General features: G+C 68.2%; 21 protein-coding genes and 3 pseudogenes. 12 read left to right on the top strand and 12 right to left on the bottom strand.

Translation table 11 applies throughout. The features are described 5' to 3' along the window. Positions 1-35 precede the first annotated feature (35 nt). The 4 genes from L1066_RS09085 to L1066_RS09075 all read left to right on the top strand — a co-directional run bounded on the left by L1066_RS09085 (position 36) and on the right by L1066_RS09075 (position 3,191). A complete protein-coding gene (locus L1066_RS09085; protein ID WP_235736027.1) occupies positions 36-593 on the top strand; it encodes a Dps family protein in 558 nt (185 codons plus the stop codon). Positions 594-718: 125 nt separating this feature from the next. Further along, positions 719-1,135 carry a Rieske 2Fe-2S domain-containing protein gene (locus L1066_RS25895; RefSeq protein ID WP_312007389.1) on the top strand — a complete coding sequence of 139 codons (417 nt, stop codon included), beginning with the start codon at positions 719-721 and terminating at the stop codon, positions 1,133-1,135. Continuing rightward, positions 1,132-1,869 (top strand): hypothetical protein, encoded by a 738-nt coding sequence (locus L1066_RS09080; RefSeq protein ID WP_312007387.1) that lies wholly within the window; start codon positions 1,132-1,134, stop codon positions 1,867-1,869. Before L1066_RS25895 ends, L1066_RS09080 begins: the two co-directional genes overlap by 4 nt. A gap of 92 nt (positions 1,870-1,961) precedes the next feature. Then, positions 1,962-3,191, top strand: a complete 1,230-nt coding sequence (locus L1066_RS09075; RefSeq protein ID WP_235736026.1) for a metallophosphoesterase — start codon at positions 1,962-1,964, stop codon at positions 3,189-3,191. A gap of 27 nt (positions 3,192-3,218) precedes the next feature. Here the strand turns inward: L1066_RS09075 and L1066_RS09070 are convergent, their stop codons facing one another. Continuing rightward, positions 3,219-3,833 (bottom strand): TetR/AcrR family transcriptional regulator, encoded by a 615-nt coding sequence (locus tag L1066_RS09070; protein WP_235736025.1) that lies wholly within the window; start codon positions 3,831-3,833, stop codon positions 3,219-3,221. A 109-nt stretch (positions 3,834-3,942) separates the two neighbouring features. On the opposite strand from L1066_RS09070, the gene L1066_RS09065 reads away from it, so the two are divergent. Beyond that, positions 3,943-6,255 carry an arylsulfatase gene (locus L1066_RS09065; RefSeq protein WP_235736024.1) on the top strand — a complete coding sequence of 771 codons (2,313 nt, stop codon included), beginning with the start codon at positions 3,943-3,945 and terminating at the stop codon, positions 6,253-6,255. 18 nt (positions 6,256-6,273) lie between these two features. Here the strand turns inward: L1066_RS09065 and L1066_RS09060 are convergent, their stop codons facing one another. After that, complete coding sequence (locus tag L1066_RS09060; protein WP_235736023.1) at positions 6,274-6,654, bottom strand: hypothetical protein; 381 nt, start codon at positions 6,652-6,654, stop codon at positions 6,274-6,276. Positions 6,655-6,849: 195 nt separating this feature from the next. On the opposite strand from L1066_RS09060, the gene helR reads away from it, so the two are divergent. After that, positions 6,850-9,003: an RNA polymerase recycling motor ATPase HelR gene (gene helR / locus L1066_RS09055; RefSeq protein ID WP_235736022.1), complete on the top strand. Its 2,154-nt coding sequence runs from the start codon at positions 6,850-6,852 to the stop codon at positions 9,001-9,003. A 39-nt stretch (positions 9,004-9,042) separates the two neighbouring features. On the opposite strand, the gene L1066_RS09050 is transcribed toward helR, so the two are convergent. From L1066_RS09050 to trpF (L1066_RS09035), 5 genes and pseudogenes are all read right to left on the bottom strand, one after another. Beyond that, on the bottom strand, positions 9,043-9,663 hold the full coding sequence (locus tag L1066_RS09050; RefSeq protein ID WP_235736021.1) for an MOSC domain-containing protein: 621 nt from the start codon (positions 9,661-9,663) through the stop codon (positions 9,043-9,045). Further along, positions 9,656-10,114, bottom strand: a complete 459-nt coding sequence (locus L1066_RS09045) for a VOC family protein (RefSeq protein ID WP_235736020.1) — start codon at positions 10,112-10,114, stop codon at positions 9,656-9,658. Before L1066_RS09045 ends, L1066_RS09050 begins: the two co-directional genes overlap by 8 nt. Before the next feature lie 11 nt (positions 10,115-10,125). Beyond that, positions 10,126-12,488 (bottom strand): annotated as a pseudogene (locus L1066_RS09040) (ATP-binding cassette domain-containing protein). 23 nt (positions 12,489-12,511) lie between these two features. Further along, positions 12,512-12,634, bottom strand: a complete 123-nt coding sequence (gene trpF / locus L1066_RS29265; RefSeq protein ID WP_512699714.1) for a phosphoribosylanthranilate isomerase — start codon at positions 12,632-12,634, stop codon at positions 12,512-12,514. Then, positions 12,580-13,137, bottom strand: coding sequence for a phosphoribosylanthranilate isomerase (trpF, locus tag L1066_RS09035; protein ID WP_235736019.1), 558 nt, complete (start codon positions 13,135-13,137; stop codon positions 12,580-12,582). Before trpF (L1066_RS09035) ends, trpF (L1066_RS29265) begins: the two co-directional genes overlap by 55 nt. Positions 13,138-13,222: 85 nt before the next feature. On the opposite strand from trpF (L1066_RS09035), the gene L1066_RS09030 reads away from it, so the two are divergent. After that, on the top strand, positions 13,223-13,879 hold the full coding sequence (locus L1066_RS09030) for a hypothetical protein (RefSeq protein WP_235736018.1): 657 nt from the start codon (positions 13,223-13,225) through the stop codon (positions 13,877-13,879). Positions 13,880-13,891: 12 nt separating this feature from the next. Here the strand turns inward: L1066_RS09030 and L1066_RS09025 are convergent, their stop codons facing one another. The 4 genes and pseudogenes from L1066_RS09025 to L1066_RS09010 form a co-directional block, all read right to left on the bottom strand. After that, positions 13,892-14,941, bottom strand: coding sequence for an NAD(P)-dependent alcohol dehydrogenase (locus L1066_RS09025; RefSeq protein ID WP_235736017.1), 1,050 nt, complete (start codon positions 14,939-14,941; stop codon positions 13,892-13,894). Positions 14,942-14,950: 9 nt separating this feature from the next. Beyond that, the gene (locus L1066_RS09020) at positions 14,951-15,385 is read right to left on the bottom strand and encodes an NUDIX hydrolase (protein WP_235736016.1); all 435 of its coding nucleotides are present in this window, start codon (positions 15,383-15,385) and stop codon (positions 14,951-14,953) included. 82 nt (positions 15,386-15,467) lie between these two features. Then, positions 15,468-16,049, bottom strand: a pseudogene (locus tag L1066_RS09015) (thioesterase family protein); the annotation flags it as partial. 130 nt (positions 16,050-16,179) lie between these two features. Then, positions 16,180-16,353 (bottom strand): hypothetical protein, encoded by a 174-nt coding sequence (locus tag L1066_RS09010; protein ID WP_235736015.1) that lies wholly within the window; start codon positions 16,351-16,353, stop codon positions 16,180-16,182. A 26-nt stretch (positions 16,354-16,379) separates the two neighbouring features. Here L1066_RS09010 and L1066_RS09005 point away from each other — a divergent pair. Continuing rightward, positions 16,380-17,907 (top strand): annotated as a pseudogene (locus L1066_RS09005) (helix-turn-helix domain-containing protein). Positions 17,908-17,940: 33 nt separating this feature from the next. Here the strand turns inward: L1066_RS09005 and L1066_RS09000 are convergent. After that, complete coding sequence (locus tag L1066_RS09000) at positions 17,941-18,204, bottom strand: TFIIB-type zinc ribbon-containing protein (protein WP_235736014.1); 264 nt, start codon at positions 18,202-18,204, stop codon at positions 17,941-17,943. Positions 18,205-18,296: 92 nt separating this feature from the next. Between L1066_RS09000 and L1066_RS08995 the strand changes: the two genes are divergently transcribed. From L1066_RS08995 to L1066_RS08980, 4 genes are all read left to right on the top strand, one after another. Further along, positions 18,297-18,800, top strand: coding sequence for a glycerophosphodiester phosphodiesterase (locus L1066_RS08995; protein WP_235736013.1), 504 nt, complete (start codon positions 18,297-18,299; stop codon positions 18,798-18,800). Beyond that, positions 18,775-19,107 carry a glycerophosphodiester phosphodiesterase family protein gene (locus tag L1066_RS08990; protein WP_235736012.1) on the top strand — a complete coding sequence of 111 codons (333 nt, stop codon included), beginning with the start codon at positions 18,775-18,777 and terminating at the stop codon, positions 19,105-19,107. The genes L1066_RS08995 and L1066_RS08990 overlap by 26 nt, the downstream gene beginning before the upstream one ends. Beyond that, positions 19,091-20,479, top strand: a complete 1,389-nt coding sequence (locus L1066_RS08985; protein ID WP_235736011.1) for an MFS transporter — start codon at positions 19,091-19,093, stop codon at positions 20,477-20,479. The genes L1066_RS08990 and L1066_RS08985 overlap by 17 nt, the downstream gene beginning before the upstream one ends. Before the next feature lie 191 nt (positions 20,480-20,670). Beyond that, the gene (locus L1066_RS08980; protein ID WP_235736010.1) at positions 20,671-21,054 is read left to right on the top strand and encodes an RNA polymerase-binding protein RbpA; all 384 of its coding nucleotides are present in this window, start codon (positions 20,671-20,673) and stop codon (positions 21,052-21,054) included. The last annotated feature ends 6 nt before the right edge of the window (positions 21,055-21,060 follow it).

Genomic DNA, 21,060 nt, shown 5'->3' with positions numbered 1-21,060 from the left:
CGAATCGTGCCGCGGGCTTTGGGTACCGCGAGGCCATGACATCGAAGACACAGTTGCACTACACCGTCCCCGGCATCGCGGATGACGACGCACGTCGGATCATCGACCTGCTCCAGGGCAGGTTGCACGCGGCCAACGACCTCCACCTCACTCTCAAGCACGTGCATTGGAACGTGGTCGGTCCGCACTTCATCGCAGTCCACGAGATGATCGACCCGCAGGTGGCCGACGTACGGGCGATGGCCGACGCGTTGGCTGAGCGGATCGCCACCCTCGGCGGCGCTCCTCGGGGCACCCCTGGTGCCTTGGTCGACGAGCGGGACTGGGACGACTACTCCATCGGGCGAGCCAGCACCCAGGCGCACCTGGCGGCGCTCGACGTGGTCTACCAGGGGGTCATCTCCTCCTATCGCTCGGCGATCGCCGAGCTCGACGAACTCGACCTGGTCACCCAGGACATGTTCATCGGGCAGACCGAGAAGCTGGAGCTCTTCCACTGGTTCGTCCGCGCCCACCTGGAGGATCAGGGCGGTCACCTGAAGACCGCGGGCGCTTCGGCGGAGGCAGAGGCGGCCGACGCCGTCGGCGGCTGAAACTCGGGTGGGTCGAGAACCGGCCACCGGGATCCCCTCGCCACGCGTGCATCAACCACGTAATCTGTAAGCCACATCACACTGCACGTGGCGGTTGCCGCCGCGCGGAAGAAGGAGTGGCCATCGTGAGCGACACCGACGTCGAGATTCGCCGCATCGAGCACGACCCGGTGGTCGGCCGCTTCGCCCGTGGCTGGCACTGCATCGGCCTCGAGCGTGACCTCATCGATGGACAACCGCACCAGATCAACGCCTTCGGCCAGAAGCTCGTGGTCTTCACTGGCGAGGACGGCCAGGTCAACGTGCTCGACGCCTACTGCCGCCACATGGGCGGTGACCTGTCGCAGGGCACGGTCAAGGGCAACGAGATCGCCTGCCCGTTCCACGACTGGCGCTGGGGCGGCGACGGCCGCTGCAAGTCCATCCCCTACGCCCGCCGTGTCCCGCTGCGTGCCCGTACCGCTGCCTGGCCGACGATGATCCAGGACGGCATGGTCTTCGTCTGGAACGACCCGCAGGGCAACCCTCCCCGGCAGACGTGACGATCCCTCGGATCCCGCAGGCAGCCGACCCGACCTGGACCGACTGGAACTGGACCCAGATCACCATCGAGGGCTCGCACTGCCGCGAGATCATCGACAACGTCGTCGACATGGCGCACTTCTTCTACATCCACTATGCGTTCCCGCACTATTTCAAGAACGTGTTCGAGGGCCAGAGCGCCTACCAGTACATGAACGGAACCGGTCGAGAGGACATCCGCGCCGCCAGCCCGAAGGACGGACCGGTCAGCCTCGGTACGACGTCCGTGGCGGCCTACCACGGCCCGTCGTTCATGATCGATGAGCTGACCTACCACTACGAGGACGGCGACATCGACACGATCCTCATCAACTGCCACTACCCGGTCGACGAGAACAACTTCGTGCTCATGTACGGCGTGATCGTGGCGAAGAAGGAAGGCGTGGCCGACCAGGAGGCCGAGGCACTCGCTGCCCAGAATGCGGGCTTCATCAAGTTCGGATTCGAGCAGGACGTGGCCATCTGGAACAACAAGGCCCCGATCGACAACCCGCTCCTCTGCGAGGAGGACGGTCCGGTCTACCAGCTGCGCCGGTGGTACCAGCAGTTCTACGTCGACGTCGAGGACGTCACGCCCGAGATGGTCGACCGCTTCGAGTTCGAGATCGACACGACCAAGCCCAATGAGGCCTGGCAGGTCGAGGTCGAGGCGAACTTGGCCGCCCGTGCAGCGCTCGAGACGGCGTCGGGCTGATCAGCGCCTGAGGACCCTCCCCCTGCCTCCGTCCTGACCGGCGGTGCGGGAGGATCCTCCTGACCGCCCAACAGCCCAGGAGGACCGATCTCGTGACCGTTCTCCTTGCCCTCGTCGGCCTCCTGGTGGTGGTCCTCCTCGTGGGCGTGCACGTGTATGTGTGGCGTCGGCTGGTCCGGGACACGACGAGGCCGTCCGGGACGTCGCGCCGCCTGATGACCGCGGCATTGCTGGCCGGCCCCGTATGTGCGCTGGCAACCATCGTGGCGCAGGCCACGGACGCCCCGTTCCGGCTCCGGCAGGTGCTCGCCTGGCCGGGCTACCTATGGCTCGCGTTCCTCCTCTACGCCGTCCTGACCCTCCTGGTCGCCGACCTTCTCCGACTCCTCCTGAGCGTCGCGCAACGCGTCGCGGCACGCAGGGACCCGAGTGACGACGTACCCGCGGCAAGCCCGTCCCAGGTCTCGACGGCGGCGGCCCCGAAGGAGGCGGCCGCGGTCACCCGTCGCCAGTTCGTGGCACGCGCCGTGGCGACGACTGCCGTGGGCATCTCGACGGCCACGGTGGCCCACGGCACGTACGGCGTGCTCCGCGGGCCACGCGTCGCCCACCTGACGGTGCCGCTCGCCAAGCTCTCCCGTGCCGGCCACGGCTTCCGCATCGCTGTGGTCAGTGACATCCACCTCGGCCCGACGCTGGGTCGCAGCTTCGCCCAGAAGGTCGTCGATGCCGTCAACGGGACCCAGCCCGACCTGATCGCCGTGGTCGGCGATCTCGTCGACGGTGACGTCGACGACCTCGCACGCGCCACCGCTCCCTTGGCGCGTCTTGAGGCGCGGCACGGTGCCTACTTCGTCACCGGCAACCACGAGTACATCTCCGGGGTCGAGCAATGGATCGATCACCTCCAGGAGTTGGGACTGCGACCACTGCAGAACACCCGGACCGAGCTGCCTGCTTTCGACCTGGCCGGGGTCAACGACGAGCTGGGTGACCGTTATGGTCAGGCGCCCGACTACGACCGCGCGCTCGGCGACCGTGACCTCTCGCGTCCCGCTGTGCTGATGGCGCATCAACCCGTGCAGGTGCACGAGGCGCAGCGCCACGGAGTCGACCTGCAACTCTCCGGTCACACCCACGGCGGTCAGCTGTGGCCCGGTTCGCTGCTGGCCGGCCTGGTCAACCCCACCGTCGCCGGGCTGGAGCGGTACGGCGACACCCAGCTCTTCGTCAGTCGTGGCGCCGGAGCCTGGGGGCCGCCCACGCGCGTCGGCGCTCCGTCCGACATCACCGTCGTCGAGCTGGCCTCCCCCGACGCCTGAGGTTCGCTCGCGACGCCCGCCCACGGCTCAGGTCGCGGGAGCCTGCAACGCCGCGGCGGTCATGGTGACGACCTCCGCCAGCAGGGCGTCGAGGTGACGCTCATGCTCCAATCCGAGGTTCCAACGGCGCTCGAAGTCGGCCAGTGCCGAGACCGCCATCGTCATGGCCAGGCCGACGCGGCGCTGGAAGGCGCCACTGTCAAGGTGCGGGACCAGCCGCTCCATGCGCATGCCCAGTTCCCGCTGGACGGCGTTCACCTCAGCGATCTGCTCACCTTCGAAGTCGACACCCGGCATCGTGCGCACCATGAACTGGGCGTAGGTCGATGAGGATCCGGCAGCGCGGACGTGCTCGACCAGTGGCTCGAGCAAGGTCGCGACCAGCGACTCGAGGCTGTCCTGCTCCCCCGCCGAGTCGAGTCTCCGCAACCGCTCGGCACGCACCGCGTTGATCTGTGTCATGCGGCGCCGGAACACTTCTGCGACCAGGTTCTCCCGGTTGCCGAAGTGGTACTGCACCGCGGAGTTGTTGCGCTGCCCGGCGGCCCGTGCGATGTCGCGCAACGAGGCGCCGTCGGGGCCGTGCTCGGCGAAGAGTCGCTCGGCCACCTCGACCAGCGCCTCCTTGGGATCCTTCGTCACCACCGAAGGCTAACTGCACGCGCGACCCACCGGGACCCGCCCTCCCGAATATAAGACACTGTCTTAAACTCGGGTGTCGTCTTCCGCAGAGATCCCCGAACGGAGCATCATGCCTGAGCCCACACCGCCCTTCGAGGGCACCATCACCAGCTCGATCTCTCAGTCCGAACCCTGGTGGCCGCCGCGGCCAACCGCGCCAACCGGTGCACCCAACGTGATCGTGATGATCGTGGATGACCTGGGCTACTCCGACATCGGACCGTTCGGCTCCGAGATCCCCACTCCGCACCTCGACGCCGTGGCGCAGGAGGGGGTGCGCCTGTCCAACTTCCACGTCACCCCGACCTGTTCGCCCACCCGGGCGGCCCTGCTCACCGGCCGCAACTCCCATGCGGTCGGCATCGGCGGAGTGTGCAACGTGGACCCCGGCTACCCCGGATATGCCGCCGAACTGGCGCCGAACCAGCCAACGATCGCCGAGACGCTGCGCGACCAGGGCTACAGCACCATGGCGATCGGCAAGTGGCACCTGTGCAAGGAGCGTGACCTCGGCGTCGGCGGCAGCCGCCACTCGTGGCCGGTCCAGCGTGGGTTCGACCAGTTCTACGGGTTCCTGGAGGCGCAGACCAACTTCTTCCACCCGCACCAGCTCTTCGAGGGCAACAACCCCGTGGACGTCGACCAGTACCCCGAGGGCTACTACCTCACCGACGACCTCACCGATCGCGCCGTGCGGATGATCACCGACACGGTCACTGGCGAGCCCGAGAAGCCCTTCTTCATGTACTTCGCCCACGGCGCCGTCCACACCCCGCTGCACGCGAAGCCCGAGGACATCGAGAAGTTCGCCGGGAAGTACGACCGCGGCTGGGACGAGGTCCGGGCGGAGCGGTTCGCACGCCAGAAGGAACTCGGCCTGGTCCCCGAGGACGCGGTCCTGGCGCCGCTGAACGACGATCCTGCCAAGCCTGTCCTCCCCTGGGACGAGATGCCCGAGGACGGGCGCAGGCTGGCGGCTCGCTACCAAGAGGTGTTCGCCGCGATGGTCGGCACGATCGACGAGTCCGTCGGGCGGATCCGCGATGTCCTCGACCGTCTCGGCGTCCTCGACAACACGGTGTTCGTCTTCCTGTCCGACAACGGTGCTGCCTCCGACGGCGGCTCGCACATCGGCAACCCCCAGCACATGTCTGCCCTCAACGGCTCGGCCAGGCGCTCCATGGAGGAGCGCATCCCCGACGAACTGGCCATCATCGACGCGATCGGTGGGCCGAGCACGTGGCCCGCCAACCCGATCGGCTGGGCGACCACGGCCAACACCCCCTTCCGCCGGCACAAGTTCTCCAGCTTCCGCGGCGGCAACCAGGTCTCCTGCCTGGTGTCCTGGCCGAAGGGCCTCAGTGAGGTGGGCGGTCAGATCCGACACGAATACACCCATGTCACCGATGTGATGCCGACCCTCCTCGACCTGGCCGGCGTTCCGGTGGCGAGCGAACGCCAAGGCCTGCCCGCAGACCCGCTCGACGGCGTCAGTTGTGTCGCGAACCTTCGTGACGGCACCGCCCCCTCCGCCCACACCGAGCAGTACCTGGAGTGCTTCGGCGAGCGCTCCTACTACAAGGACGGCTGGGAGGCAGTCGCCATCCGCAAGCCACTGACGCCGTTCCGTGAGGATCGCTGGGAGCTCTACGACACGACCGCCGACATCACCCAGATGCGGGATCTCGCCGCCGACCATCCCGAACTGGTGGCAGACCTCGTTGCCGCGTGGGACCAGGCCGCGGACCGCAACCAGGTGCTTCCGATGGCCGACGGTACGCCGGTGCACTGGTTCTCCCGCAACCCTGCTGAGGAGGTCTACGCGGCACCGCAGAAGTTCCTGCCTGAGAACGGCACCGTCGACCGCTACCGGGCCGGTCACCTGATCGACGGGCGCTCCTTCTCGATCCACGCCGATCTCGCCGGGTACCAGCCCGGTGACGAGGGCGTCCTCGTCGCCCATGGTGGCCAGGAGGGCGGCTACGTCCTCCGCGTCGAGGACGGCCACGTGGTCTTTGCGCAGAACGCGTTCGGACCGATGATCTCCACCCCGCCGGTCGCAGTCCCCGAAGGAGCTCGACGGATCACCGTCCGGGTGGCTGCTCCGGGCAAGGCGAAGTGGTTGGTCGACGTCCTGATCGACGCGAAGACGGTCGTGGCGCAGCACGAGTTCGTGCAACTCGCGTGGTTGGTGCCCTTCAACGGTCTCAACATCGGTATCGACCGCCGGTCGCCCGTCGACTGGGAACTCGCCCAGCGCAAGGGCACCTTCGCCTGGACGGGCCAGCTCGACTCCGTCACCTACGAGCCAGGGCCGTTCGCGCCGGATGCCTTCGCGACGATGATCGACCAGTTCCGTGAGATGGGCCGCGCCACGCAGTGACCGCGCTCGGTCACGCCGTCACTCGGCCACGCGCTCCTGCAGCTCGGGATAGAACTGCCCTGCGAACAGCAGCAGCCCGAGGGCGATGACGAGAAGCAGTCCCGTGGAGCACCACTGCACGACCCGGCGTCCCGTGGTGGGCGCCGGGTTGAGCAGGGTGAAGAGGCTCAGCATGAGCGCGAACACCAACAGGCCGGCGGCACATCCGAGGATGAGTCCCCCGCCGCGGATCTCGGCCTCGAAGGCGACCAGCTGGTTGCCGGCGTCCTCCGTCCGCGATTCGAGGTCGCCCTTGCCGTAGCCCCAGCCGAGTCCCGCGGCGACACAAGTGAGGGGGAAGGCGAGAAACAGGACCCAGCGGTGACGCGGCTGGGCCTTCGGTTCAACGGCGGTGCTCAAGGTGGGCTCCCGAGAAGAAGGGGGTCAAGAACGCCCACACCCTACCCACCCGGAGCCGAGCCGACCGACCCATCTGGCGGCGATGACAGCCCCCCGCCACTACCAAGGTATAGCGGATGGGGGTCTTGCCGCAAGGCCCCCATTGGGGTCCACAATCACCACTCCACCTCCCTCACCCGACTCGGAGCTGATTGCGTGACCTCGACGAACACCAGCGTGTTCAACCTTCCGGACGACCGCTCGGCCAAGCAGTCCCCCGCCCTCGTCGACCGCGACGAGCAGCACCTGGCGCTGGTCGCGGCGGCATTCGACGACGCCGTCAGCGACCTCGAGAACCGCTTGGTCGACGTACGGCGCCAGGCCGGGGGCGGAGGACAGAGCGCCCTCGATCGGGACCAGGAGATCACGCGTCTGTCGACGCGGTTGCGCCAGTTGCGGCGTGCAACGCTCGATGTCTGCCTGGGGCGGATGGTGGGCCAGGACGGCGCGGTCACCTATCTCGGGCGCATGGGGTTGGCCGACCGCGAAGGGAACCGCCTGCTCGTGGACTGGCGCACCCCTGCGGCTGAGCCGTTCTTCGCAGCAACCCATGCGCGTCCGCACGGCCTGGCCAGCCGGCGCCGTTATCGCTGGACCCAAGGGCTGATCACCGACTACTGGGACGAGGCGTTCACCGCCGACGGTGGTGACCTGCCCTTGGCCCTCGACGACGACTCGTCGTTCCTCGCCAGTCTCGGCGCGAGCCGGTCCGACCGGATGCAGGACGTGCTCAGCACCCTCCAGCACGACCAAGACGCGATCATCCGCTCCGGCTCCAAGGACGCCCTGGTGGTCGATGGCGGACCGGGCACCGGGAAGACCGTCGTCGCCCTGCACCGCGCTGCCTATCTGCTGCACGCCGATCCCCGACTCTCCGCCGGCCGCGGTGGGCTGCTGTTCGTGGGTCCGCACCAGCCCTACCTCAACTACGTGGCCGACGTGCTGCCCAGCCTGGGAGAGGAGGGAGTGCGCACCTGCACCCTGCGCCACCTCGTACCCGGTGCCGAGTCCTTCGGCGAGGAACAGGACGCCCGCGTGGCCGCACTGAAGGCGCGCATCGACATGATCGCTGCCGTGGAGCCGGCCGTCAGGCTCTACGAGGAACCGCCCACCGAGGGGCAGTTGGTGGAGACCGAGTGGTCGGAGGTCTGGTTGTCTGCGGACGACTGGGCCGAGGCCTTCGCTGCAGTCGACCCCGAGACACCGCACAACGAGGCGCGGGGCGTGGTGTGGGAGGCGCTGCTCGACCTCCTGGTCGACAAGCACCAACTCGACGACGGAGGTCCGACGGCCGACGTCATCCGTCGTGCGCTGGATCGTCATGCCGGCCTCCACGACGCCATCGGCGGGGCGTGGCCGATCCTGGTCGCCGAGGAGGTTGTCGGCGACCTGTGGAGCGTCCCTGCCTACCTACGCCACTGCGCCCCCTGGCTGACATCGGACGAGGTGCGCCTCCTCCAGCGAAGCGAGCCGCAGGCGTGGACGGTCGCAGACCTCCCTCTGCTCGACGCGGCCAGGCTCAGGCTCGGGGATCCGGAGGCGCTGCGAAGGGCACGACGGCGAAAGGCAGCAGCCGCCGCCGAGCGGGCCCACATCGACGACGTCGTGCAGCATCTTCTCGAGACGGACATCCACGGAGACAGCTCGTTGGCCATGCTGCGTGGCGAGGACATGCGCGAGGCGTTGATCGACCCGCGCATCGAACAGTCCGGTGAGCCCGATGCCTTGGGCGGACCGTTCGCCCACATCGTGGTCGACGAGGCACAGGAGCTCACCGATGCCGAATGGCAGATGCTCCTGCGCCGTTGCCCGACCCGGAGCTTCACGGTGGTCGGTGACCGGGCCCAGGCCCGGGCAGGCTTCGCCGAGTCGTGGACCGAGCGCCTGGATCGGATCGGTCTGTCCGAGGTCAGGCACGCCACGCTGAGTGTCAACTACCGGACCCCGGCAGAGGTCATGGACGCTGCCGCACCGGAGATCCGCGCGGTGCTGCCCGACGCCAACGTGCCGACGTCGGTACGGCGCAGCGGCCTGCCCGTGCGCCACGACCACGTGTCTGCGCTCGAGGCCGTGCTCACGGACTGGGTCGACGCCGACAGCGAGGGCACCGCCGTGGTGATCGGAGCGCAACTCCCCTTCGCGCATCCTCGGGTGAGGTCGCTCTCCCCCATCCTCGCCAAGGGGCTGGAGTTCGACCTCGTCGTGCTCGTTGATCCCGACGCACTGGGCGACGGCGTGGCAGGAGCGGTCGACCGTTACGTCGCGATGACCCGTACCACCCGGGAGCTGGTGGTCCTCACCTCAGGATGAACGTCACGTGCTCGGGCACACCCACACCCGGAGCTCGCCTCACACCGGCTCCAACGACCGGAAGGGCTCCCTCGGGAGCACCACCCGGATCGCCATACCCGCCTCGATCCTGCCGCCCTGCTCGACGACGGCCATCACACCGGACTTGCGGACGATCCCGACGCCGTCGATCGACTCGGAGCCACCCGTCGCTCCCAGGGTCACGTCGGAGCCGGTGCGCACACCGTCCTCACGGGCCACGACCACCTTGAGGAGACCCGGTGAGAAGTCGTCGATCTGACGACAAGGATTGCGCAGGCCGGTGATCCGCACGCTCGTCTCCCCGATCACCAAGCGGGTGTCGGTCGGCAGTCCGAGCAGGTCCAGACCCCGGGTGAGCACGTTCTCTCCCAAGTCGCCGGGAGCGACCTCGTGCCCTGCCGCTCGGGCCTCGTCCAGGAGTTCCGCGTGGATCAGGTGCACCTGCCGCAGGTTGACTTGGTTGGGGGCCCGCTTCTTCCGTGAACGATGCTGCACCAGCGTGCCCGCGTGCGCATCGCCTGCCACCCCCATGCCCTCGATGAGAGTGATCGCCTCGACGACCGTCTTGCTGAACGTGTGCATCTGCGCGCGGCAGACCGCCTCCACGACGGGGAGCTCCCCGCTGATCGGCTCAGTCAAGGCAGAACTCATTGCCCTCGGGGTCGGCCATCACGATGATCCCCTCGTCCATCTCGTTGGGCTCCAGCCGCTCCAACCGCCGGGCACCCAACGACACCAGCCGGCTGCACTCCTGCTCCAGGGCCGCCATCCGCTCCTGCCCCTTCAGGCCGGGAGCGGCACGAACGTCCAGGTGGACCCGGTTCTTCGCGATCTTGCCCTCCGGCACCTTCTGGAAGAAGATCCGGGGGCCGACCCCCTCCGGGTCCTCCACCGCGGAGCGTGAGTTCCAGGTCGCCTCAGGCGCGCCCACGCTCGCCAGGAAGTCGTTCCAGGCATCGAGTGGGTCCTGGCCGTCGGCCAGTTCGACACCGGGCGGTGCCGGATGGACGTAACCCAGCGCGGCCGCCCAGAAGGTGGAGAGGGCGCGCGGGTCGTGGGCGTCGAAGGTGACCTGGACGGTCCGTGCCATCGGAGTGCTCCTCAGTTGTCGACGTACTCGGAGAGATGCTCAGCGGTGAGGGTCTTGCCCTCGGCGATCAGGTCGGCGGGGGTACCTGCGAAGACGACGGAGCCACCGTCGTGGCCCGGTCCGGGGCCGAGGTCGATGATCCAGTCGGCGTGGGCCATCACGGCCTGGTGGTGTTCGATGACGATGACGCTCTTGCCGTCGTCGACGAGCCTGTCGAGCAGCCCGAGCAGGTTCTCCACGTCAGCCAGGTGCAACCCGGTCGTCGGCTCGTCGAGGATGTAGACATCGCCCTTGTCGGCCATCTGGGCGGCCAGCTTGAGGCGCTGGCGCTCACCGCCGGAGAGGGTGGTGAGCGGCTGCCCGATCTTGAGGTAGCCCAACCCGACGTCGTTGATGCGAGTCAGGATCTTGTGTGCCGCCGGGAGCTTCGCCTCACCGGCTCCGAAGAACGCGAGAGCCTCGGCCGCCGACATGCCGAGCACCTCTGCGATGTTGCGGTCGCCGTAGGCGTACTGCAGCACCGCCGGCTGGAAGCCGATGCCGCCGCAGTCCTCGCAGGGGGTGGAGACCGTGTCCATGAAGCCCAGCTCGGTGTAGATCACGCCGGCGCCCTTGCAGGACTCACAAGCGCCCTCCGAGTTGGCACTGAACAGCGCCGGCTTCACCCCGTTGGCCTTCGCAAAGGCCTTGCGAATCGGCTCCAGCAGTCCCGTGTACGTCGCGGGGTTGCTGCGTCGAGAGCCCTTGATGGCGCTCTGGTCGATGGCCACGACGCCGTCGCGCCCGGCGACGTACCCGTGGATCAGGGAACTCTTGCCGGACCCCGCGACGCCGGTGATGACCGTCAGCACACCGGTGGGGATGTCGACGTCGACATCGTTCAGGTTGTGCCGCGACGCGCCCCGGACCTCGAGTGAGCCTGTCGGCTTGCGCACGTCCGGCTTCAGGCGGGCGCGATCGTCGAGGTGACGGCCGGTGACGGTGTCGCTGGCCCGGAGGCCCGCGAGGTCGCCCTGGTAGGTGATCCGACCGCCACCACCACCTGCCTCAGGACCGATGTCGATCACCTCGTCGGCGATCGCGATCGTCTCCGGCTTGTGCTCGACCACGAGCACGGTGTTGCCCTTGTCGCGCAACCGGGTGAGCAACTCGTTCATCTTGCGGAGGTCGTGCGGGTGCAACCCGATCGACGGCTCGTCGAACACGTAGGTGACATCGGTGAGCGATGACCCCAGGTGGCGGATCATCTTCGTGCGCTGGGCCTCGCCACCGGAGAGCGAGCCCGACGGCCGGTCGAGGGACAGGTAGCCCAGCCCGATCTCCGCGAACGAGTCGAGCAGGTGCTGCAGGCCCTTGACCAGCGGCTCCACGCCGGTTGCGTCGATCCCGCGCAGCCACTCCGCCACGTCACTGATCTGCATCGCACAGACGTCGGCGATGGAGGTGTCGTCGATCGTCGATGACCGGGCGGCTTCGTTGAGCCGGGTGCCCTCGCACGAGGGGCAGGGACCGAAGACGGCCGCACGCTCCACGAATGCCCGGATGTGGGGCTGCAGCGAGTCGACGTCCTTGCTGAACATCGACTTGCGGATCTTGGGGATCACGCCTTCATAGGTGACGTTGATCTTGTCGACCTTCACCTTGCGCGGCTCCGCGTGGAGCAGGTCCTGGCGCTGTTCGGGGTGAAGTCGCGGATCGGCACGTCGTTGGGCAGCTCCGCCTTGTAGGGAGCCACCATCCAGCCGTCCGCGGTGTAGCCGGGCACCAGGATCGCGCCGTCGACCAACGACAGGCTCTCGTCGACGATCTGGGCCAGGTCGAGGTCGGAGACGCTCCCGCGCCCTTCGCACTCAGCGCACATGCCGCCGACGTAGACCGCGTCCTTCACGATGGTCTTCTCGCCCTTGGCGGAGGTCATCACCCCGCTCGCGCGTCGGGTCGGGACGTTGAACGAGAAGGCGGTGGGCGGGCCGACGTACGGGGTGCCGCGCTTGCTGAAGAGCATTCGCAGCATCGCGTGGGCGTCGGTGACCGTCCCCACGGTGGACCGCGGATTCGCCCCCAGCCGCTCCTGGTCGACCACGATCGCGGTGGTCAGTCCCTCCAGCACGTCGACATCGGGCCTGGCCAGCGCCGGCATGAAGCCCTGCACGAAGGTCGAGTAGGTCTCATTGATCATCCGCTGCGACTCAGCCGCGATGGTGCCGAAGACCAGCGAGCTCTTGCCGGATCCCGAGACACCGGTGAAGACCGTCAACCGCCGCTTGGCGATCTCGACGGAGACGTCCTTGAGGTTGTTGACCCGAGCGCCCTGCACTCGGATCAGGTCGTGCATGTCAGCGGGATGCCCGTCGGCAGCGTGCGCAGTGCTCATGTCGGCGAGCGTAGCGGCACAGGTCAGGCCTGTGCAGCCGAGTTCTGGCCGCGCACCGCGGCCACGAAGGTGCGAATCCGATCGTGGTCCTTCACACCTCGCTCGGCCTCGACACCGCTGGATACGTCGACGCCCCAGGGGCGCAGCGCGGTGATCGCGGCCACCACGTTGTCGGGATCGAGGCCTCCGGCGAGGAGCCAACGGCCGTCGGGCGGGGTGAATCCCGCGTGGTCCCAGGTCTCCCCGAGCCGGCCTGCGGGGAGTCGACCAGCCAGGCCTCCTCACCGCTCGCTCCGACGAGCCCGCCGGAGGCCGCATCCGGCTGCTTCGCAGACCAAAGCGGTACGCCGGCACTCACCACCCGCGCTTCGTCCTGCGCCGGGTAGCCATGGGTTTGCAGGAGGTCGGCGCCGACTCGGGAGCACAGGCCCAGGGCCTCCTCGATCGGCACTCCCTTGACCACGAGGACCGTGCGGACGCGTGCGGCCACGGCGTCCACGAGCCCGTGCAGCTCGGCCTCGCTCACGTGACGGGGACTGCCGTCGGCGACCACGAACCCGACCGCGTCGGCGCCAGCAGCGACGGCAACCTCGACGTCCTGCAGGGTCCGCAGACCACAGACCTTCACGAATGTCGCTTCCTGGCTCACGCTCACGAGCCTAAGGTCTTCCGCTGTCTTCGGTGTTCGCAGGGCCGCCAGTTGCCAAGGGCTTGCCATTTGGCACGCTTGTCCCATGACTCAGGGAGGGTGCGGCCGGCCGGCCCGCGACGTGGCCGGTGAACTCGCGGACTGGCTCGAGGGGCTCGGCCTGGCCGACACGCTCGCTGAGGCAGGCCTGCCCACCTATGTCCGCACCGAGCGTGGGGTGCACTGGACGGCACCCGGCACCGGCGAACCACTGACCGATGCAGAACTGTTCGAGCTCGAGTCGATCCTGCGCGACCAGGGCGAGGAGCCGGACCACGCCGTCCCCCTTGCACTCGTGCAGGTGGCCCGCCGGGCCGCGGAACGGGCGCGCCTCCTCGCGTCGGCCGTCCTCGACTACGCGGCTCTTGCCGAGCTGCGTGGTGGCAGCGAGAACGCGGCGCGCTTCTGGGTGCACAAGGCCGCCCAGGACCAGCGGGCACTCCTGCTGACGGTGGACGACCGCGTCGTCATCCCCGCCTTCCAGTTCGACCCGGGCGGCGAGCTCCGCGCCGACCTGAGCGGCGTACTCGACGTCCTGCTGGCCTCAGGGATGGATCAGTGGGCGGTGTGGGGCTGGCTGACCGGTCCGGTCGCGCTGCTCTCCGGCGGCGTCCCCGTCGAGCGGGTGACGGACCCCGAGGAGCAGCCCCTGGTCCGGCATGCGGCCCACCGCCTCGCCGCACGGGCGGCGGGCACCGGCTGAGGGTGCGAGCGCTCAGGCCCGGATGGTCGACACGTCGATGACGTAGCGGTAGCGCACGTCACCGGCCACCACCTTGTCGTAGGCAGCAGTCACGTCTGCGGCGTCGATGACCTCGACGGTCGCACCGATCCCGTGGCGCGCCGCGAACTCGAGCATCTCCCGGGTCTCGGGGATCCCACCGATGTTGGAGCCCGCGAAGACCCGGCTGTTGCCGACCAGGAGTCCGGGCTTGAGAGCGTAGTCACCCGTGGGGAGGCCCACGTTGACGAGGACGCCTCGTGGCTTCACCGTGCGCAGGTAGGCGTTCATGTCGAGATCGGCGCTCACCGTGTTGAGCACGACGTCGAAGCGGTTGCGCAGCGGCCGGAGCGCCTGGGGATCCGACGTGGCCACGTGCTCGACCGCCCCGAGTGCCAGTGCGTCGGTCGCCTTGGCGGAGGTCCGGGAGAACACCGTCACCTCGGCCCCCATGGCGGCGGCGAACTTCACGCCCATGTGGCCCAGGCCGCCGAGGCCGACGACACCGACCTTGGTGCCGGGGCCGACGCCCCAGCGCTTGAGCGGTGAGTAGGTCGTGACGCCCGCACACAGCAGTGGTGCCGCCTCCGCCATGCCGATGCCTTCCGGAATCGGGCAGACGAAGCGCTCGGAGACGACCACCGACTGGGAGTAGCCGCCCAGCGTGGGCTCGCCGTCGTAGCCGCGACCGTTGTAGGTCATCACCGCGCCGCGCTCGCAGTGCTGCTCGAAGCCGTCCTTGCACATCTCGCACTCGCCGCAGCTGTCGACCATGCACCCGACCCCCACCCGGTCACCGACCTTCACCTGAGTGACCGTGTCACCCACCGCGGTGACGACGCCCGCGATCTCGTGGCCGGGCACCATCGGGAAGATGGCCGTGCCCCACTCCTCACGCACCTGGTGGATGTCGCTGTGGCAGATGCCGGCGTGGCTGATGGCGATGGAGACGTCATCTGCGCCGAGGGTGCGGCGCTCGACCTGTCGAGCGATGAACGGAGCGCCGGGACCGTCGGCGACGAGTGCAGGAGTGGTGGTCGTCATGCGGCCACGTTACTCCGGCGCGCCGAGGGTTCCTGGTCCGGCCATCGACGAGGAGTGCGCAGCCCGGAGCAGCGGGAGGACGTCGTCACGCAGCATCGGAGCAAGGTCGCCGCGGGTGCTGTCGAGGGGGATCCACCTGAGCTCCTCGATCTCCGCGGCAGCGGTGGGTTCGCCTGGGAGCTCGGCGGTGAAGACGGTCGAGTGCAGCACGTGACCTGGCTCGTTGGCGGCCGGGGACTCGAACTCCCCGAGCAGTTGCAGGGAGTCGATGACCAGGCCGACCTCCTCGAAGGTCTCGCGTACGGCGGTCTGCTCGGCGTCCTCCCCGGCCTCGGGCTTGCCGCCGACCAGCATGAACCGCGCCGTTCCTCGTTTGCGCACGGCCAGCACGTGCCCGCCGCGCACGAACGCCACGGCACTCACGACGATCGTTCCCGCACTCATGCACTCTCCCCGTCGGACGGACCGTGAGGCACTGCTCGAGCGTGCCGAAGGGCCCGTCCGTGTCGTGGAGCACCGAACTGGTCAGACCGAGGCCGGCACTCCCGAAGCTCACCGTCGTGTCGAGCCCGAGCCAGCCACCCGCCGGCTGCCGGAAGAGGTGGGCGGTGAGGTCGACGTTGGGGAAGAGCACCTGCCGTGGATCGGCCTTGACGTTCATCCCGTTCGCGATGTCGAGCAGCCCCACGGTGCTGGCCGTGGCACTCACCTTCACCCCGTCCACCAGAGGGACGCTCGTCCGCACCCACACCTGGCCACGTCCCGGCACCGCCGCGTCGCTGCGCCGGACCTCGGGCGACGCGATGAATCCGCCGGGCCAGAGATCGCTCGGTCGCCACGGCGGGCAACTCTCCGGAGCGGGCATCGCGGGGAAGTCGGACCCGGCCAGGGCGCTGGTGTCACGGGGCTCGAGGAGCCAGGCCCGCAGCCGGACGCCGACGCGGTCGCCACACGTCATGACGGCCTCGACCAGTTCGATCGTCCGGCCCGGACGAACCACCTCGACCGCGACGTCGCACGGTTGGAGCGGCATCGTGCCCAAGATGTCGTAGGACAGCCGTGCGAGGTGCAGATCGGCGCCACGACGGCGATCGCGGTCCTGCTCCACGGCGTGGGCCAGCAGGCCGAGCGCCGGGGCCACGTGCTGCTCGTCGAGTGCCCATGCACCCCCCACGTGCTCGGTCGGCTGGTAGCGGTTCGGGGCGAGCGGAGTGAAATAGGCGGCGGAAGACACGTCGTCAGTCCATCACATACTCGCCCTTCCGCAGCTGCATGTGGCCGCTCATCATGCCGACTTTGCGGATCAAGGATGCCGCCCGGGGCTCCCCCGTGCGGTTCGCGGCGAAGGCGACGGAAGTGACGGCGTACGCCGTGTGACGGGCGCGACATCCGGCGCGCTGGATTGGGTTCATCTCATATCTGAGTTACGGTCAGCCGCATGAGTCAGGACTATCTCGGCCGGATCGGCAACCTCATCCGCGATGCCCGCAAGCACCGTGGACTGACCCAGCAGCAGCTGGCCGACCTGCTCAACACCAGCCAGTCGGCCGTGACGCGCATCGAGAAGGGACAGCAGAACCTGTCCCTGGAGATGCTCGCGCGGATCGGCAGCGCGCTCGACTCCGAGATCGTCACCCTCGGCGCCGGAGGTCCCACCCACCTGCGTGTCACCGGTCCCACCACGCTCTCGGGCACCATCGACGTGAAGTCGTCGAAGAACGCTGGCGTCGCGCTCCTGTGCGCCTCGCTGCTCAACAAGGGGCGCACGACGCTGCGCAAGGTGGCCCGCATCGAGGAGGTCAACCGTCTCCTCGAGGTGCTCCAGAGCCTCGGGGTGCAGACCCGCTGGCTCAACGAGCACAACGACCTCGAGATCGTTCCGCCGGCCACGCTCGACCTCGCCAACATCGACGAGGAGGCTGCTCGTCGGACCCGCTCGATCATCATGTTCCTCGGACCGCTCCTGCACCGCGAGACGACGTTCGACCTGCCCTACGCCGGTGGCTGCAACCTCGGGACCCGCACCGTGGAGCCCCACATGTCGGCGCTGCGCCCCTTCGGGCTCGACGTCAAGGCGACCGAGGGCAGCTATCACGCCACCGTCAGCCACGGTGTGGAGCCGAGCCGGCCGATCGTGCTCACCGAACGCGGCGACACCGTCACCGAGAACGCGCTGATGGCGGCTGCCCTGCAGCCGACCACCACCGTCATCCGCAATGCGTCGTCCAACTACATGGTGCAGGACCTCTGCTTCTACCTCCAGAAGCTGGGGGTCACCGTCGAGGGCATCGGCACCACCACGCTCCGCGTCACCGGTCTCACCGAGATCGACGTCGACGTCGACTACGCGCCGAGCGAGGACCCGATCGAGGCGATGTCGCTGCTGGCCGCAGCCATCGTGACGCAGTCGGAGATCACCATCCGCCGGGTGCCGATCGAGTTCCTCGAGATCGAGCTCGCCACTCTCGAGGAGATGGGTTTCGACTACAGCCGCACCGAGGAGTACGCCGCCGAGAACGGCCAGACCCGGCTCGTCGACGTGACCACGCGTCCGTCACGGTTGCGTGCCCCCTCGACAAGATCCACCCGATGCCCTTCCCGGGCCTCAACATCGACAACCTGCCGTTCTTCGCCGTCATCGCAGCAGTGGCCGACGGCCAGACGCTGTTGCACGACTGGGTCTACGAGAACCGCGCCATCTATCTCACCGAGCTCAACAAGCTCGGCGGACAGGTCAAGCTCCTCGACCCGCACCGGGTCCTGGTCGAGGGCCCGACCCGCTTCTCCGGCACCGAGATCATCTGCCCCCGGCGCTGCGACCTGCCGTCGTGATCCTGCTGGCGATGCTCGCGGCCAAGGGCACCTCCGTGCTCCGCTCCACCTATGTCATCCACCGCGGCTACGAAGACCTGGCCGACCGGCTCAACGAGCTCGGCGCCAACATCGTGACCTTCCGAGACATCTGAGCCCAACGCACGATCCACGTTGAGCCGGGTGAATCAGTCGAAGAGGGAAGCGACCCAGGCGGGGGCCGCGACCGGGTAGGCGGGCGGAGCGGTCATGTCGGCAGTGATCCGTGGCAACGGCGCCGTGTGGCGCGCATCGGCATGCTGGTGCCAGGCGACCTCGGCGTCGATCAGGTCGCCCAGCGAAGCCCGGTCCAGGAACACCCCGTGGCCGTCCGGGCAACGCAGCACCTGACCGCGTCCGGCGTTGCGTTCCTCCATCTGTGTGCCGCATCGCGGGCAGGTCATGGTCTCCATGATCCGACGGTACTCCTGCGATCGCGCGCGTGTGCGGATCTACCGCCGCGTCGTCACTGAGTCGCCGGCCACAGTCGGGTTGAATGCGGAGCGTGACCCAGACAGGCTTCCGCTATCTCGACGAGCCCAGCCGCCCCATTCCCTTCGCCCACCGTGGCGGCGCGTTGCATCCCGAGATCCCCGGCATGGAGAACACGATCGCTGCGTTCCGCCATGCGGTGTCGTTGGGCTACCGCTATCTCGAGACCGACGTCCATGCGACGAGCGACGGCCACCTGGTGGCCTTCCACGACCGGGTGCTCGACCGGGTCACCGACCAGATCGGTGTGATCTCCGAACTCACCTGGTCACAGGTCGGCGAAGCCGTCATCGCAGGCAGCGAGACGGTCCCGGCGTTCGAGGATCTCTTCGACGCCTTTCCCGAGGCTCGCTTCAACGTCGACATCAAGTCACCGGGCGCCGTGGCCCCCTGGCGCGCTTCATCGAGGAGCGTGGTGCGCACGACCGCATCCTGGTGGGCTCCTTCTCCCCCGGGCGCTGCGTCGCTTCCGCAGGCTCACCGGCGGCCGGGTGGCGACCTCGGCCCATCCGGGTGAGGTCCTGATCTGGCTGCTGTGCCCGTCGGGACGATGGGCTGACGTCCTCACCCGGCACCGGGTCAGTGCCCTGCAGATCCCCTATCGTCACCGCGACCGGATTCCTGTCGCCACCCGAGGTCTCGTACGCCGCGCGCACGCGGCCGGCAAGCACGTACACGTGTGGACCATCGACGATCCGGACACGATCCGTTTGCTGGTCCGCCGTGGTGTCGATGGCGTGATGACCGATCGCACGGACATACTCAGGCAGGTGCTCACGGAGTTGGGCATGTGGGAGGGAGGCGCTGATGAGCGACGAGCCTGAGGAGTTCGCTGACCTACGGCCCCTGGCGAAGGTTCGCGAGCAGAAGGCCTGGTACTGGTACGACTGGGCCAACTCGGCCTACGTCACCACGGTGTCGACCGTGCTGTTCGCGCCCTACCTGATCACGGTCGCGGAGCAGGCGGCCTGCGGATACGTCAGTGATTCCGACAAGGGCCTCGACTGCGACGCCAACCTCGCCGTCCTCGGCCTCAGCATCGCTCCGGGGGCCTTGCCCTCCTTCATCATCACGTTCGCGACGATCCTCTCCGCGGTGCTGCTGCCGCTGCTCGGTGCGGTCGCCGACCGCACCGAGAACAAGAAGGGTCTGCTGGCCGGGTTCGCGTGGGTGGGCGCCGGGTTCGCGTCACTGCTCTGGTTCTGCCGCGACGGCAACTGGGAGATCGGTGCGATCGCCGTGATCGGCGCGAATCTGTGCCTGGGCGCCTCGACGGTCTTCAACGACGCGATCCTGCCGCTCATCTCCGACGAGGACGAGCGCGACAAGGTGAGTTCACGTGGCTGGGCCATGGGATACCTCGGTGGCGGCCTGCTGCTGGCGATCAACCTCGTGATGGTCCTGATGCACGACTCGTTCGGCATGGACAAGGCGCTCGCGGTGCGCCTCTCCATGTTGTCCGCAGCCGTCTGGTGGGCAGCATTCACGATCATCCCCTATCTGCGTCTGCGCAACCATCCACCTGAGCACGTCGTGGAGGCCGAGGGCGGCCTCATCTCCCAGAGCTTCGGGCAACTGTGGGTGACCCTCAAGGACCTGAAGAACTACCCGATGGCACTCACCTTCCTGGTTGCCTACCTCTTCTTCAACGACGGCATCCAGACGGTCATCGCCTCGTCGTCGACCTACGGCGAGAAGCAGCTCGGGTTCGGGACCTCGGTGCTGATCGGCACCATCTTGATGGTGCAGTTCGTCGCCTTCTTCGGCGCGCTGATCTTCGGCGCCGCGGCCGACAAGTACGGCGCCAAGCCGGTCATCATGGTGGGCCTGGGCGTGTGGATGGGCATCGTGCTCTTCGCCCTCGTGCTGCCCGAGAAGAACATCGCGCTGTTCCTGCTCATGGGCGTCGCCATCGGCATCGTGCTGGGCGGCACCCAAGCACTGGCCAGGTCCTACTTCTCGCTCCTGATCCCCCGCGGGCGCGAAGGCGAGTTCTTCAGCTTCTACCACGCCATGGACCGGGGGACGTCGTGGTTCGGCACCCTCACCTTCGGTGTGGTCTACCAGCTGACGGGCTCCTACCGCCCGGCGATCCTCGCGCTGATCGTCTTCTTCGTGCTGGGACTCTTCTTCCTCTCGCGCGTCGACACCGCCCGTGGCATGCGCGAGGCAGGCAACGCGCCAGCTGTCGGTTGACCGACGATCGCACCGCACCGGCACACATGACGTGGCGACCGACACAGGTCGCCACGGAATCCTTTGCGCCGCTGCTCGTTGACGCAATATGTGACCGGTTGCCCCCTCCTGCGTCATGATGGGGGTGGAGCACCGTTCCATCAACGGGACCACCGTCCCAACCAGATCCATCCAGACATCGGAGGTTGCTCATGGCTGAGCGCACGCTTAGGGGAGCTCGACTCGGCGGCCAGAGCTTTGAGGACGAGCGCGGCATCGAGTTCGCCGCTCGCCAGCAGGTCGGCTACAAGTGTCCTCAGGGTCACCAGTTCGAGATCACCATGTCGACCGAGGCCGACATCCCGGCCAACTGGGAGTGCCCGCGTTGCGGCGCCGAGGCGCTGAGCATCGACGGCATCCTGCCCGAGGAGAAGGTCGAGAAGCCGGCCCGTACCCACTGGGACATGCTGCTCGAGCGTCGTTCGCTCGAAGAGCTCGAGGTCATCCTCACCGAACGCATCGATCTGCTGCGTGGCGGTGAGATCGGCCCGGCGCACCTGCACCGGCCGTCGAAGCGCAAGAAGTCCAACGCCTGACGGAGG

This window comes from Nocardioides alcanivorans, from assembly GCF_021555175.1.
Taxonomy (GTDB): domain Bacteria; phylum Actinomycetota; class Actinomycetes; order Propionibacteriales; family Nocardioidaceae; genus Nocardioides; species Nocardioides alcanivorans.
The sequence above is the reverse complement of the archived record's forward strand: the minus strand, read 5'-3'. Positions and strand labels throughout refer to the sequence as shown.